This window comes from Eudoraea adriatica DSM 19308 (assembly GCF_000382125.1).
Taxonomy (GTDB): domain Bacteria; phylum Bacteroidota; class Bacteroidia; order Flavobacteriales; family Flavobacteriaceae; genus Eudoraea; species Eudoraea adriatica.
In genome coordinates this window covers 1-15,880 of the sequence record NZ_KB907557.1, presented here as the reverse complement: position 1 = coordinate 15,880, position 15,880 = coordinate 1, and the positions used below count along the sequence as shown (strand labels likewise).

The window sequence follows — 15,880 nt, the reverse complement described above, 5'->3', positions numbered from 1 at the left end:
AATCGTAAGAAAAGACATTGCTATAAATTCAAACTAGAATTAGATTAATAGATGCTTTTTAACTCCATTGACTTTGCAATTTTCTTACCAATAGTTTTTAACAATATTCGTTTGAAATCAACAGGAATCTGCCATTGATTTCTTAAAAAAGCATAACAAATAAAAAATACAATAAAGAATAACAAAAAATAACCGCCATTTCAATGAGCATCTTTTCCTAATTTTGTAACCAATTATTAAAGAATAAAGGATGATACAAAGAATATATAATCTAATCAAAAAGCCAATTAATGCATTTATTTATTCAAGAAGTAGGAAAGTTTTTTGTATTGGTAAAAACGGAACTTTTACACCATCAGTCTCAAAATTATTCAATGAAATGGGATTAGCTGTTGGACCACAGCGTCCGGCTGAATTACTAGCTAAAGAATGTGCGAAAAATGATTTTAAGGGAATTATTAAATATGTGAAATACCGGGGCATGGCATTTCTGGATGTTCCGTTCAACCTCACAAATACTTTTAAAATCCTTGATAAGGAATTCCCGGATAGTAAGTTCATACTAACAATTAAAGATTCTCCGGAAGATTGGTATATTACAAATACATCATATCATTCAAAATTATTTGCAAATGGCAATTTACCAACCAAATCCGATTTAAAAAAAGCAACTTATGTTTATCCTGGTTGGATGTGGGAAATGAATCGATTAATATATAAAACCCCAGAAGATGATATTTATAATAAAAAAATATTGATGCAGCAATATAATGATTACAACAAGTCTGTCATAGAATACTTTAAGAACAAGCCCGGAAAATTATTGGTTGTCAATTTAGCGTATAAGGACGCGTTGTTCAGAATACGAAATTTCCTAAATTTTAATTAGGCACTTTAAAAAGTTCATTAGGGAAACAAAGGATAAAATAAATCTGATACAACAATGAATAAGTGCCATTACAATGACCGCTTTTATAATTAATCCAAAGGTTTATCGTTAAATTAGAATAGATTAAATTAAAATTAAGATTATGATATCACTACTTAAAAGCATTTATCGGTTTTTTATTAAAAGGCCTATAGTAAAGATTACTTCAATTTTTAACAAAACAGGAAATAAACACAAATGCTATGTTTGCGAGAATACTTTTAATTCTTTTACAAAATATGGTCGAGGAACAAAATATTTATCCGAGTATATGAAAAAACTAAATATGGTTGGGAGCGATATAGATAATTTTGGCTGCCCTTATTGCTCTGCCCATGATAGGGAGAGACATTTATACATGTTTTTTGATAGAATAAAACTATGGGAAAAAATATCCCATTCGAATATTTTACATTTTGCTCCCGAGAAAAACTTAGCTGAAAAAATTAAATCTTTAAATCCAAAGCAACATATAAGAGCTGATTTTTATCCAAAACAAAAAAACATAGAAAAAATTGATGCAACCGATATACCTTACGATAATAATACTTTTGATTTATTACTTTGCAACCATGTTTTAGAACATATACCAAATTATTTTAAGGCTATCCAAGAAATATTTAGAGTTTTAAAACCAAATGGTATTGCAATACTTCAAACGCCTTATTCTAAACTTTTAAGCCGAAATTTAGAAGAGGAAAATATTAATACCGATGAGCAAAGACATTTTTTTTATGGAGAAAATGATCATTATCGAGTTTTCAGTGAGAAACAGTTTTTTGAAGATTTAAAAAAAGTAGGTTTTAATTTGAAAATTATAAAAAACTCTGATTTTTTCGACGAAAAAACTTCCATTTATTATGGGATAAATGCAAAAGAAGATCTTGTTCAAGTAATAAAACCCAGCAGCTAAAAATGTCTTAAAAATTATAGGAGGCTTAAAAAGTAAATCTTACTGAAAGCTTTGTAACAAAGGATAATACATTAGGGTCAAAAACCCAACGACATATTATCCTAAACGCTATATTCCATTTGAGTTATAATGATAGTGTTGTAACGTTCTGGGCATATTATTTCTTATTCTTAAGATCGATTAGGCCTGCACCATCATAGGAGAAGGTCCATCCCTAAAAAAAATAAAAAATAAACTATATTTCTAATCGAAAAGGATTAGTTCAGAAGACTTAGTCGTATTAATTCATATTAATCCGTGATAATAATTGATGATTAGGTTGGTTTTTCTGAGGATAAAATACTATGCAATATTTCAAAAACAGCTTTCCGAAGCACAATATCTCTCAGTCAAAACCAGAGAAGGCGTCGTGGAAGGAAACCACATTCTTCCAAATAATGAAAATATATGAGCTTTACGCAAAAATGAAAGCTTATTAATGAACGGTTGGCATTATTATATAAGACAAATGATCTTGTATGAAATATAAAGACTATAACTGGTCTGGACTAGCTATTTGCAAAGATTTATTGACAATAGATATTTAACAGGTTTCATTACTTGGATGAAATTATTTATGATATAACGCCTAATGATTTATTCGAAATATCTACGCCAATTGCTACATGGGAAAGTAAATCAAATGTTGATGGATTTACTATTTGGAAATATCCTATGTAATTAAAAGCTATCTAACAATTAAGGATAAAATTTCCATTTTTATTTTGAATAAACCGGTAATATTTACATTTTCTTTCTCGCAGTACATATATAAACAAACTCATACACCTGGTGCACCTGTATATCTTCAAGATCATCCGGAAGCAACTCAACAGGGCATCCTACAATAGTATTATTATAGGCAAATACTTTTTTAAAATAAACATTCTCTAACCATGTAGCCGATTCATACTCTCGTTCATCTAAAAAGAGGATTTTACCACCTTTTTTGGTCACTCTAACCATTTCCTTAAGAGCACTTTCCGGGTCAGTAAAACCATTCACGGCCCCATAATTTGTGCTAATATCAAAGGTCTCAGATTTAAAAGGAAGTTTGGTGGCATCCGCTAGAATGAAATCTGCAGGAACTTTATGTTTGCTCATTAAGCGCCTACCCTGTACAATCATACCTGCAGCATAGTCTGCAGCTGTGTAATCAGCATTCAATTTCATCCACCCATGTCTGAAAAGTGAATTTCCACTACCACTGGCAATATCAAGCATTTTTAATCTTTCATCTGACTCGAGGTATTCTTCTTGAAACTCCTTATGAACAGAAGAATGAGTCTTTTCAGGTACAAAATTGCGAAACGAAAGTATGATTTTTATAGGTATAGCAAGCAGAAGCAAATATGCATATCGTGGTTGTTTTGATAATAAAAAAATGAAAATTACCAAGGGTACAAATAATAGGAAGTCGTAGATTGTCGCACTTCCAATACCACGAATTGCAATCAAATCTATCACATTAAAGAACAGGAAAATAAAGGAAAAAACCAATAAAAAGTATGCCATCCAGAGCTTAATAGACACTTTTATTGGCCTAACTGGAAGCATATAGAAAGGCATCCAAAAATTATAAAACCATGCCATATATTTATAATCATCATCTTTTACTTCCTTATCTACCTTACCAAGAGCATCTTCTAAATAGAGCTTAGGGATACCGTTTATGCAAGAATATTTCTCGCCACATTCATTGCACATCCAATAAGTTTGATAACGGTCATTAATACTATTTTTTTTACATGTTGGGCAAATCACTTTTGATTCTATCATTATGGCCAATTTTTAAAAATATTTTTATTTATATCCTTTGATATATTTGCTTTCAAAAAATGAATATACTACAATTAAATAATGGAAATAGGCCTTGTCGTTAATTTGCGAAAATTATTCGATAAAATTATGTTTTCTCGGCAAAATGTTAAGTATAAGTATTACAACATTGGTTTATAATAAAATGGGGAAGCTATTTTTTACCCCTATAAATCATTGTTGGTTTTAGATTGCCGAAAGAACTGATTTTTTTACAAAATCATGATGGCCTTTGCGGTTTCGGATGCACATAATATATATCAATTAATCAGGTTAAAGAGCTGAAAATAATAGATAAAATAGAAAAAACCTTAAAATTAATATTGTTAATAAACAAATCCTCTTTTTAACAGCCGTTATTCAACCATTTTTTTGTGGTCTTGCCGAAATCGAAACCAAACTTAATACCCTCGCTTAAATTAAAATCGTTTAATACATTGACCATATGGGACAGACCTTTGAGATGCACTTCTTTAAGAAGCTTAAGTTGTAATTGAATTACTTTTTATTAGTTCCAGTCTGATCACTTGAAATTTATGATATTTTACTGAGTAATAATGTTAATCTATATATCTTAAAAATTTCTGATGAACAATTTACAATAATACTTTAAAAGCTTTTATAATAACTGTTTTCCACTTAACAATTCTTTCGAAATGATATAATCCATTTTAGAAAGTACTTTAAAATCATGACTTGTCATCATAAATCCATTTTGAACTTTTAAATTTTACTCCCGGTCCATTATCGAAGTTCAAATTTTAATTGCATCTCACTGATAAATTGAATACCCATTCTTAAGAAATATCAGAAATTAATATACCAAAAGAATTCATTTTATATAAATAAACCGATAATATTATTTTTATGTATTTAATCGATAATTAAGTCATTATTCATATAAAGTGTAATATCTTAGATTTAGATATCACACAAAAGGACAATTATAGGAGTTTCTTGTCTATCTTTGAAATCTATAGCAGATGTTAAAAATGACCAAAACCAAATTATGACCTACTTGTTAGATTGTTTCCTAATCTTTATTTTTTGCCTAATCTTAGGGCCATATTAGCATTTCTACTCGCAATTATAATGTTCTAAAAGATTATTTATTCATTACATGTTAAAAACAAACCTATTAGAATACTGTTAAATTGCTCAAGAAATGTTAGAAAAGAGTAATCCAAATAAAAATATATTAGTGACTGTAGGTAGTAGGTTTTTTGGATCTCTTGCCATTAGTAGATTTGTGAATAAGTTCCCAGAGTATCACATTTATGATTTAGAAGCTTTGAACTATGTCGGAAACTTCAAAAACCTTTTGAATATGGAGAGAAAAGATAATTATGCTTTTCCTAAGGATTCTATCACCAATAAAACCTATATCATGGATATTTTCAATGAATATCACTTTGAAAGTGCATTTTACTTTGCAGGAGAGTCATATGTAGACAGATCAATTACCAATTCCCTGGTTTATTCAAAGACCAAAATTTATGGTTCCATAATCCTTTTGAAATCATTTAAGGGTTTACGGAATGATAAATTGCTTGGAAAGCTTTTTTACCGCATAAGCACAGAGCAGGTTTATGGAGCCGTGGAAAAAAAAGGATTGTTTGAGGAAATAACCTCATATGATCTGAATTCAACGTACTCAGCTTCTAAATCAAGTTCCGATCACTTTATAAGGACTTACGGAGAGACTTATGACCTGGCTTATATGATCAGCAATTGTTCAAACCATTACATGACAAGTCAATTTCCGGAAAAACTAATACCCATGTATATAAATAATATTATTCAAAATAGACCGTTGCCTGTTTACGAGGACAGCAAATATAGAAGACACTGGTTCCATATGATTGACCATGATATAACTATTGCCCTTCTTTTTTACAAAAGCACTTATAAGTACACATATAATGTTGGTGGTTTTAATGAATGGGAAAATATTTATTTGGTCAAATTACATTGCCGGCATTGGGATGATAAACTGGAATGCGGTAAAGGAAGTAATGAAAAACTTATTACCTGCGTAACAGACGGACCTGGATATGAACCTCATTATGAGGTTGACGCCTCCAAAATTAATAGAGATATGGGCTGGAGTTCTAGTGCGACTTTTGAAGAAGAGCTTACAAAGACAACAGATTGGTATTTGGCAAATGAAGATTGGTTAAACAATGTGAGCGCTGGGGATTACCAAGATTATTATAAATTGTAATACAAATAAAAAATGAAAGGAATAATATTAGCAGGCGGAGCCGGGACAAGATTGCATCCATTAACATTAAGTGTTAGTAAGCAATTGTTACCCATTTACGATAAGCCAATGATCTATTATCCTTTATCGGTTCTAATGCTTGCTGAGATCAGAGAGATATTGATAATTTCAACTCCTCAGGATTTGCCAAATTTTAGAAAATTGTTGGGGTCAGGCAAACAGTTTGGCATCAATTTATCATATGCTGAGCAACCATCTCCGGATGGTTTGGCACAGGCCTTCATAATTGGAGAGGAATTCATTGGTAAAGATGATGTTTCTTTGGTCTTGGGAGATAATATTTTTTATGGTGCCGGTTTGCATAAATTATTGATGAACGCCGTAAATATGGTTAAGTATCAAAACAAAGCTGTTATTTATGGTAATTATGTAACGGACCCGGAACGATATGGTGTAGTGGAATTTAATCATACTAACGACGTTTTAAGTATTGAGGAAAAACCAAAATATCCCAAGTCCAAGTACGCTGTTGTTGGGTTATATTTTTATCCTAATAGTGTGGTTGAGATTGCAAAGAAGGTAAAACCAAGTGATAGGAATGAGTTGGAAATCACCTCTATAAATCAGGAATACTTGGATCGCAAACGATTAAAATTAGAAATTTTAAGTAGGGGGTTTGCCTGGTTAGATACCGGCACACATGAGGCTTTAACTGAAGCTACGGAATTTGTGAAGGCTGTGGAAAAAAGAACAGGTCTTAAAATTTCTTGTTTAGAGGAAATCGCTCTTAATTATAAATGGATCTCTAAGGATCAGTTAAAAAAAAGGATATTCAATTTGAAAGGTGAATATTATTCGTACTTACAAAATTTACTTCAATAATGTCCTTAAAACAAAAAACCATATATGGTTTTATCTGGAGCGCTGCTGAAGCAATTCTTATAAAAGGAATATCTTTTATAGCGATGCTCATTTTGGCCCGGTGGCTTGGCCCTGCTGACTTTGGACTAATTGGCATGATTGCTATATTTATAGGGATTGGGACGTCTTTAGTCGATAGTGGAATGACATCTTCGCTTATAAGGACCCAGAACGCTGAAGATTCAGATTTCTCCACAGTATTCTACATGAATATGGCTATGAGTTTTCTGGTTTACGTATTGCTGTTTGTCTCTGCGCCCCTCATTGCAAGGTTTTACGAGCAGGAAGTTCTAATTAATGTTATCCGAGTTTATTGTTTAAGTTTTATTATATCGGCTTTTACAGCCGTTCAGTTGGCCATTTTAAAAAAAGAAATGAAGTTTAAACGTTTGGCTTCAATTAATGCACCTAGCACATTGATCGGAGTTTCAGTAGGTTTAAGCTTAGGTTATTACAAATTTGGTGTATGGAGTATCGTAGCGATGTTTTTGACAACGCAAATTATTTTGTCTTTATTACTTTGGTTTACTGCCTCATGGAAACCGAGTTTGAATTTTTCAAAACAAAAATTAATTTACCATTATAATTTTGGTTATAAGATTATGCTTGCAGGATTTTTAGATACAATCTTTAAAAATAGTTATAATGTTATTATTGGCAAGTTTTTTCCGGTTCAGACCCTGGGGTATTATGAAAGAGCACAACGATTTAATGACTATCCTTCATTAACACTAACAGGGATTATAAACCAGGTTACTTATCCTATGCTGTCTAAATTGCAGAACGACACTACTAAACTTGCTGAAGTTTACAGGAGATTGTTACGCCTTACTTTTTTTGTTATTTCACCTTTAATGTTAGGCGGTGCCGCTATCGCCACTCCCTTATTTGAGATAATCCTTGGAGAAATATGGCTTCCTGCGATTCCTTTTTTTCGAATTCTAAGTGTTGGAGCAATATTATATCCCGTTCATGCATTTAATTTGAATGTTTTGCAAGTCTATGGCCGAAGTGATTTATCTCTAAAAACGGAAATAATAAAAAAAGTTATTTGGGCATTTATGATTTTTATTGGGTTTCAATTTGGTTTAATGGGCTTGGTCTGGAGTGGCGTAATTACTTCATATATTTGTCTGCCAATAAATATGTATTACAGCAGCCAATTGATAACCTACAAGATTAAAACCCAAATATTAGATTTGTTTCCAATACTCGTTTTAGCGGGTTGTACTTTTCTTATAATGTACTTCTCAATTGATTTATTAAAAGGATTTTCCAATATTTTACAAATTGTTGGTGCTTCAATCGTAGGGGTTTTGTTTTACTCATTGATTAATTCATTTTTTAAGAAAAGCCCTATGTTTGATCTTTTAAATTTAATTAAAAACCGAAAATTATGATTCCTATAACATTACCTTTTTTACCTCCCAAAGAGGACTATGATATTCTGCTTCATGGTATTTGGAAACGCCAATGGCTTACGAATATGGGGCCCTTGGCCAGCGACCTTGAAATGAAACTGAAAGATCATCTGGGTGTTGACCATTTATTATTCGTAACTAATGGTACTATAGCCTTACAAATAGCCATTAAGGCTTTAGGTCTTAAAGGGGAAATCATAACTACGCCTTTTACCTATGTAGCTACAACCAGCAGTATTGTCTGGGAAGGTTGCGAACCTGTATTTGTTGATATTGATAAGAATAGTCTAAATATTGATCCATCAAAGATTGAAGAGGCCATTACGGAGAAAACATCGGCAATCATTGCTACACATGTTTATGGAAACCCTTGCGATGTAGAAGCGATAGAAATGATTGCAAAGAAACATAAACTAAATGTCATTTATGATGCGGCACATGCTTTTGGCGTAAATGTAAATAACAAATCGATTTTTGAATATGGCGATATTTCTACCTGCAGTTTACACGCTACGAAGTTGTTCCATTCCGGAGAAGGAGGGCTTGTAATTACAAAGAATTCCAAATTGTTAAAAGAAATGTCCCATATTCGTAATTTTGGGCACTCTGGCCCGGAAACGTTTTATAATTTGGGTATTAATGGTAAGAATTCAGAATTTCATGCTGCAATGGGTTTGGCCAATTTTAATTATATTCAAGCAATACACGATAAACGTAAATTATTGACGGATCGTTATGACAAAAAATTAAAGAACCTTAAAGCTATTAAGCCCATATGGCATACTAAGTCAAGTCCTAATTATGCCTATTATCCAATTGTCTTTGAAAGTGAATCTTTATTATTAGAATGTTTTGAACAATTAAAGCTTAATGAGATTTTTTGCAGACGATACTTTTATCCTTCGCTAGCAAACAACTTGCCCTATTTAGAAACAAAATCCATTAAAAACACTGATGACATTTCAAAACGCGTACTTTGTTTGCCTTTGTATTATGACCTAGCCTTAACCGAGGTAGATATGATATGCAGACTTTTATTAAGGGTACAAAATAATTAAGTAATGGACCTAAATATGATAAACTATATCTATTTACATAATTTGAATATGTTCAACTAGTGAATAAGGCCAAACTATCTGTTTTTGCTGATGGCTTTAATTTGTTTGGGGATGGTTTTATTAATTGAAATAAAATTTCCCTTTAATGAGAGGAATATTGTTTCACAGTACCATATATTAAAAAACTAAAATAAGTTGATTAATGAATTACCAGTTTTATCTATTTTGAATAACAAATAAGGCATGAAAGAAGGATCGCAAAAAATAATTTTAAAGGCTAAAGAGAGTTTGGGAATAGGCATAAAAGAAATAACTGTAAGCGTAACAATGATCACCTACGGGCATGAAAGGTATATAAAGGAGGCAATAAATGGCGTTTTGAATCAAGAATGTAAGTTTAATGTAGAGCTTATTATTGCTGATGATAATTCACCTGATAATACCGAGGAAGAGGTAAGCAAGTTTCTCAAAGATCATCCCAGAAAACATTGGGTTAGATATACCAAGCATAGAGAAAATAAAAATATGTTAAAAAATAGTGAGTGGAGCTTCAATCAGGTCCGTGGGAAATATATAGCAATATGTGAAGGGGACGATTATTGGTCAGACCCTTTTAAATTGCAAAAGCAGGTAGATTTCTTAGAAGAAAATCCAGATTACGGATTAGTATATTCTAAGGCCAGGGTTTATGAAGAAAAAACACAAAAATTCTGGAATAGGACTCTTGGATCAGCGATTGCAAAAAATGGTATTCTCCATACTAATCCAATTACTGCTCTTACAACTTTAATGAGAAATGATTTATATAAATTGTATGCAGCAGAAGAGAAAGAAATAAGAAATGCATGGGCAATGGGCGATTATCCAAAATGGATTTGGTTTTACTACAATAGTAAAATCCATTTTATGAACGAAACAACGGCAGTATGGAGAAAGTTAGAAAACAGCGCTTCTAATTTTGTAGATCCTAAAAAGGAAATGGCCTTTAGGTATAACACAATAAAAATTCAAACATATTATGCTAAAAAATACCTGAATGATACTGAATATTTGAAAATAAAAAATAGTAATCTTTTTAAATATTATTATATAGCATTGATTAAAGATCCGGTTAACAGTATCCTCCATTACAATAAGATTAAGGAAATTGAAGGAGTGAATCAAATAACCAAAATTAAATTATTTGCTATAGAGAAATTTAAATTCAAGCATATATATTTAATTTGGTTTAAAATTAAACGAATCTTGAAAAATCCCTTGCTCGAAAAAGGAGAAAACCAAGTGCTCAAATTGGTGGAATTACTGTTTTAAGCATATCTATGACTACCTACAATTCATTAATGTTCTTGAAGATATTTCTTAGCATATATTGTTTACTACTATTCTTCAATCTTTCTTTAGTAGAAGTAGATATGATATATAAACTTTTATTTATTAGGGGTACAAAACAATTAATAAAGGAGCCTGGCTATCATGCAACCGTATCTATTCACTTGCTTGGGTTATTTTCAATTAATTAAGGAGGCCAACGTATTTACTTTTGCAAGTGATGTAAATTTTTTAAGGGAGGGCAATTAAATTTTACTTCAAAATAAGAACTAGTATAATACTGTACCTTGCGAAAAAACCAAAATAAATTATAGGTTATTCTACTTTGATAAACAAATAAGCTATGAAAAAAGGATCGAAAAAAAATATTTTATTAAATCAAGGAAATTTAGACATGGGTAAAAAAGAAATAACTGTAAGTGTACCTATGATCACCTATGGGCACGAAGCATATATAATAGAGGCAATAAATGGTGTTTTGAATCAAGAATGTAAGTTTAATATAGAGCTTATTATTGCCGATGATAATTCACCTGATAATACCGAAGAAGTGGTATGCAAGTTTCTTAAAGATCATCCAAGAAAACATTGGGTTAAATATACCAAGCATAAAGAAAATAAATATATGTTTAAAAACGCTCAATGGAGCTTGGACCAATCCCGTGGAAAATATATTGCAATATGCGAAGGGGACGATTATTGGTCGGACCCTTTTAAATTGCAAAAGCAGGTGGATTTCTTGGAAGAAAATCCAGATTACGGATTAGTATATACCAAGGCCAGGGTTTATGAGGAAAAAACGCAAAAATTCTTTAAACCACTTCTTGGATCCGAGATTATTAAAAAAGGTATTCTTTATAAAAATCCAATACCTACTCTTACAACTTTAATGAGAAATGATTTATATAAATTGTATGTAGCAGAAGAGAAAGAAATGCGAGATGAATGGGCAATGGGAGATTATCCAATGTGGATTTGGTTTTACTACAATAGTAGAATTCATTTTATGAACGAAACAACAACAGTATATAGAAAATTACAAAATAGTGCTTCGAATTTCGAGGATTCTAAAAAGCAAATGGCCTTCAAGAATAACACCATAAAAATTCAGAAATATTATGCTAAAAAATATCTTAGTGATACTGAATACTTGAAATTAAAAAATCTTATTCTGTATGATTACTACTTTACGTCATTAATTCTTGATCCCACTGATAGTATACTTTATTATAATGAACTTAAGACAACCGAAGAGTTGAATCAGATAACTAAAATTAAATTATTTATTTTGGAAAGATTAAAATTCAAAAATATCTATTTTATCTGGCTTAAAATGAAAAAAATAATGAAAACTCTCTTGCGTGGGAAAGGAGAAAACTAAGCTATTAAATTGCAGAATCGCTGTTTTAAGTAAATCTATGATGACCCTTAAAATCATCAATTTTTTTGGCTATTTCAAATAAATTAAATTTCTCAACAAAGACAGTTTGTCTTAATTATTGCCCAATAAAAAGAATACAGTCTAATATCCAACTAAAAACTATAATTAGCCTTTGTCCAGTTATTGAGTAGACGTATTAAGAAATAGGGCTGGGACAATTAGAAGTACTGTAAATAAATGATATTTATATTTGCGAGACTAATACTGCGAAAAGGAATAGATAGCTAAAAAACAGTGTTTTTTATTTAAAATCTCCGTTACCAAGACATGAAGAATCTACTATTTCCAAAATAGCATTTAAACAAGTAAACACAGTTATGTCTCCATGGTTTGGACTAGACAGGCAATAGGTGGCAAACCTTCCAAAAGCCCTCATTCATTTTGCGTAAGACCTTCACTATCTCTGGATCGTTCTTAGAAACTGGCTTTCAAAAATAAGCACTTTTGTTCAACGTAAATATACCGTTGGTATCCCTGATGCCTTTATGGGTGGCCTCCTTTCTTATTTTTCGGTTATGACAGGGTCTTGGAGCTTTTCATTCACTTCCTTGACAATGTAGCTTTCGCTAAAAATAAGATAGTTTAAAATACAATTTTCCATCCTTCAAATTTTAACCAACTTATGAATATACCAAGTTAACCGAAGGTTAGATTAATTATGTCTTGGAATAGAAGTTTTATGGTAGTAGTGTTAGTTACATCAGACCGGAGTGAAGTATCAACAAGAATGCGTTATATTTTTAGTGCAAGAATTAATGAGTAATTAAGGTCTGCCATATTAGGCATAAAAGCCAGTTAAAGTAACCTGAGGCACTTAACCATACCCTAAATAGAGGAGCAGAGACAAGAGTTTAGTCATATGTATATTATGGTTTTGTTGTCAAAAAGATTTTAGTTCATTCCAACTTGAATTACCTGCCAAAATATCTTCAGGAAGACCTATTCGGTCTTTTATTCGGAGTCCTACTTAATTATCGGGCTTGCACTGTTCGATGTAGTAGTTATAATACGCAAAAAGGACTACCTGAAAGTGGTAATAATCCTTTCATGACTATCAATAAAATTACGGCCCCGGAATGGATGATTTTACAAAAGGTTGATAGGCAGGTCATAAATGGAATCGCAAAAGTGTACTTTTAGTCTACGGGAAGAGGAACTCGAAGCTGCCCGAAAACATAAGAAAAAAACTTCCTGCAAAGGTCAAGAAGCCATTTTAATAGGAATTTGCATGAACTACCTGCCAAAAAAAAACATGCAGATCATGAGAAATTTTGGTAGAGGAAATAGTCATCCCGAAAACATTATGTTGCTAGAACTGCCTTGCACTCATATCTAAAAAATTGGCCCCGGTGTGAAAATGTAAAAGCTCACAACTCAGGTTTAAATTTAAGACAAATATCCTGCCTTTTTAAACAGTACGGTAATAAAGGTAGCCTTCAAACCCAAACTACTCTCTTGCAGTTATTTATTCAAAAATTCGTTCGAAGAAAAGCAATAGTAAGAAGATTTTAATCTCCATACCTATATAAAGGGAAAAACTCCTTAACAGGAGATTTTAATGCATTAGGATTATTTTCGACTAAGCTGTCGTATATATGTTTGTTTAGGATTTTTCTCCCCGTGTAAAATATATAATCTTTATCTTTTGGGAAAAATCTTTTTTTGTAACGATATAGACTATCTCCACTTACTTTTCCTCCACCAAGAAAATAATACTCATATCCGTTTTTCCGAGCCCAATTAATTACTTCCAATTTGAGGAGATCATTTGGTCGAGTATTAAAATATGCTGCTTCTGTACCGCCTAAAAAGGAGTACACAACCTTATCAAATAGTAAAAGCAATTCAACGGAAATTGCTAAATTTCCTTTGTATATTATTGCTAAAGCACAACTATCAGGATTATTCAAGATATAGTTCTTAAAAAAATCTAACTTATAGTGATATCTTGCCTCAGCATTATGGCGGTTCATAGTCCTCGAGTAGATATCATAAAACTCAATGATATTATTTTTGCTGATATTCTGATGATATACTATACCTTCTAGTCCATAACTTATTGCTTTTCTGACGTTGTTTCTTACTTTCGGCTTAAAATTATTCCATTGCACATTTTCCGTAAGTATTTTACCACATACCATGTTCAATGTTGGAACCATAGAACCAGTAAATCCTAAGTAATTGCTATTAAAATTAAATCGAATAAATTCAGAAACAACATTTTTATTTAGATGCCATTCATCTACTTGTTCCCAAAACTGAATCATGGTTTTTTCGTCGATACCACTATTTAAAATTGGTCCCAAGAATCCGTAGGGAGATAGAATATCATAGTAGCCAGTATCTTTATTTTGAAGATAAATTTTCCGGCGTATAAAGGGTAACAAAATTAATAAGCTATTTTTGCAATTATGCAACGTAAAATAACCAATCTCTTGATCTGATTCCCCTGCCAATAGCTCTTTCTTTAGAAAAGGATTATCAGGAAACTGTTTTAAATTCTTATCGTACTTTACTAAATCTGCATCAGACTTAATAATATGACCTCCTAATAGAAATTTTTCCTTTCTATCATTAACCAAGTGGCATGTAGAAAACTCTTTCATATGATATTTTACTGCTTCTAAATTGGTCATAGGGTCTTTACAAAATCTTTAGGTAGTTTTCCCACGAATATCATACGCTATTTCACAAGGAAAAGTTTATACCAATAAATAGTTTTAATTTGGAATTGTATTGGGTTAGTTTGAGCAGCTAATAATATTTTTTCGTAGCCATGTGTTATAAATGTCAAATACGTATTTATGGATTTATCTTTCCATGCTTGGATTTGCTTCCGTTTATGGATAAGTATCAAGGGCATATGGCCTATAGTTTTATAACATAACTTTTTGAATTATCTCAAAAGAATTCATGAACAGTAAAATTTGTTGGATATTTTCGTGCTTTTTTAAAGTGTAGGCCATTTATTATATTATTTTGGGATACCCAAAACCTGTTCTTTATATTGATAAAAAACAGTAGTATCATCATTAACTGATTCATTAACTACCGTTCCAGCGATAATAACATTATTATTTCCTATTTTAACATTAGGAATTACGACTGAGCCAAGGCCAAAATAATTATTATTTCCTACCTCAGTATGGCCAGCTATCCCTGCTTTTGATAAGAAATTTCCACTACCAACGATGCTGTCATGACTAATAAAGCTGAATGGGGTTAAAATATTATTATCGCCAACCTGACTGTTTGGTTCAATTTCGCAAAAAGGCATCACAATATTACCAAAACCAAATTTTTGAGATTTAGATATGATAACTGTTGAATGAATAAAACTACCAATTCTAGCATTTTTTTTGACCAAAATATCAATCATTTTATTTCTGAATTTAACATTGGAAATAGCTAATAAAACTTCCTCATTTTCTTTAGGAATGTATGAATCAACATCACACAATACAGGAGTTTTAAAATTATACCTTTTCCAATATTTTTCTATATTATATTCATAATCTATATATCCTAAAATATTGATTTTATCTTCATTTCCTACTTTAGAATTATTGTCTTCAATATAAAATGTCAACTGAGCCGCAAGGCCACCAGTCCCTAATATTATTATATTTTTCATTTTATAAATTAATTAAAATTATTATGCCCCTTATTATCCAGCAATTGATTAATATAACTAAATGAAATGCATATTAATAGTATATCAACTCCTAGAACAAGCCATCTAGAGGCATATCTATGAGCATTATTTATTAGGTAATTTTTTATCATTC

12 protein-coding genes are annotated in these 15,880 nt (G+C 31.3%); 9 read left to right on the top strand and 3 right to left on the bottom strand.

The features are described 5' to 3' along the window. The first annotated feature begins 379 nt into the window (after positions 1-379). Positions 380-889 (top strand): sulfotransferase, encoded by a 510-nt coding sequence (locus tag G504_RS19005; protein WP_169336930.1) that lies wholly within the window; start codon positions 380-382, stop codon positions 887-889. Positions 890-1,031: 142 nt separating this feature from the next. After that, entirely contained in the window at positions 1,032-1,841 is an 810-nt protein-coding gene (locus G504_RS19000; RefSeq protein ID WP_019671575.1) for a class I SAM-dependent methyltransferase, read from the top strand. A gap of 783 nt (positions 1,842-2,624) precedes the next feature. On the opposite strand, the gene G504_RS19380 is transcribed toward G504_RS19000, so the two are convergent. Continuing rightward, positions 2,625-3,659, bottom strand: coding sequence for a methyltransferase domain-containing protein (locus G504_RS19380; protein ID WP_019671573.1), 1,035 nt, complete (start codon positions 3,657-3,659; stop codon positions 2,625-2,627). Positions 3,660-4,863: 1,204 nt separating this feature from the next. On the opposite strand from G504_RS19380, the gene G504_RS0117900 reads away from it, so the two are divergent. The 7 genes from G504_RS0117900 (at position 4,864) to G504_RS18985 (ending at position 12,032) form a co-directional block, all read left to right on the top strand. Continuing rightward, entirely contained in the window at positions 4,864-5,922 is a 1,059-nt protein-coding gene (locus tag G504_RS0117900; RefSeq protein ID WP_019671572.1) for a dTDP-glucose 4,6-dehydratase, read from the top strand. A 12-nt stretch (positions 5,923-5,934) separates the two neighbouring features. Continuing rightward, complete coding sequence (gene rfbA, locus G504_RS0117895) at positions 5,935-6,804, top strand: glucose-1-phosphate thymidylyltransferase RfbA (protein WP_019671571.1); 870 nt, start codon at positions 5,935-5,937, stop codon at positions 6,802-6,804. Next, positions 6,804-8,243, top strand: a complete 1,440-nt coding sequence (locus G504_RS0117890; protein WP_019671570.1) for a lipopolysaccharide biosynthesis protein — start codon at positions 6,804-6,806, stop codon at positions 8,241-8,243. The genes rfbA and G504_RS0117890 overlap by 1 nt, the downstream gene beginning before the upstream one ends. Next, entirely contained in the window at positions 8,240-9,322 is a 1,083-nt protein-coding gene (locus tag G504_RS0117885; protein WP_019671569.1) for a DegT/DnrJ/EryC1/StrS family aminotransferase, read from the top strand. The genes G504_RS0117890 and G504_RS0117885 overlap by 4 nt, the downstream gene beginning before the upstream one ends. Before the next feature lie 243 nt (positions 9,323-9,565). After that, the gene (locus tag G504_RS19375) at positions 9,566-10,633 is read left to right on the top strand and encodes a glycosyltransferase family 2 protein (protein WP_019671568.1); all 1,068 of its coding nucleotides are present in this window, start codon (positions 9,566-9,568) and stop codon (positions 10,631-10,633) included. A 162-nt stretch (positions 10,634-10,795) separates the two neighbouring features. Further along, on the top strand, positions 10,796-10,900 hold the full coding sequence (locus tag G504_RS20155) for a WbqC family protein (RefSeq protein WP_157473528.1): 105 nt from the start codon (positions 10,796-10,798) through the stop codon (positions 10,898-10,900). Between the two features lie 94 nt (positions 10,901-10,994). After that, positions 10,995-12,032, top strand: coding sequence for a glycosyltransferase family 2 protein (locus G504_RS18985; RefSeq protein WP_019671567.1), 1,038 nt, complete (start codon positions 10,995-10,997; stop codon positions 12,030-12,032). A 1,568-nt stretch (positions 12,033-13,600) separates the two neighbouring features. Here G504_RS18985 and G504_RS19370 read toward each other — a convergent pair. Then, positions 13,601-14,728, bottom strand: a complete 1,128-nt coding sequence (locus tag G504_RS19370; protein ID WP_019671564.1) for a GNAT family N-acetyltransferase — start codon at positions 14,726-14,728, stop codon at positions 13,601-13,603. Between the two features lie 338 nt (positions 14,729-15,066). After that, entirely contained in the window at positions 15,067-15,726 is a 660-nt protein-coding gene (locus G504_RS0117855) for an LbetaH domain-containing protein (RefSeq protein WP_019671563.1), read from the bottom strand. Between the last annotated feature and the right edge of the window lie 154 nt (positions 15,727-15,880).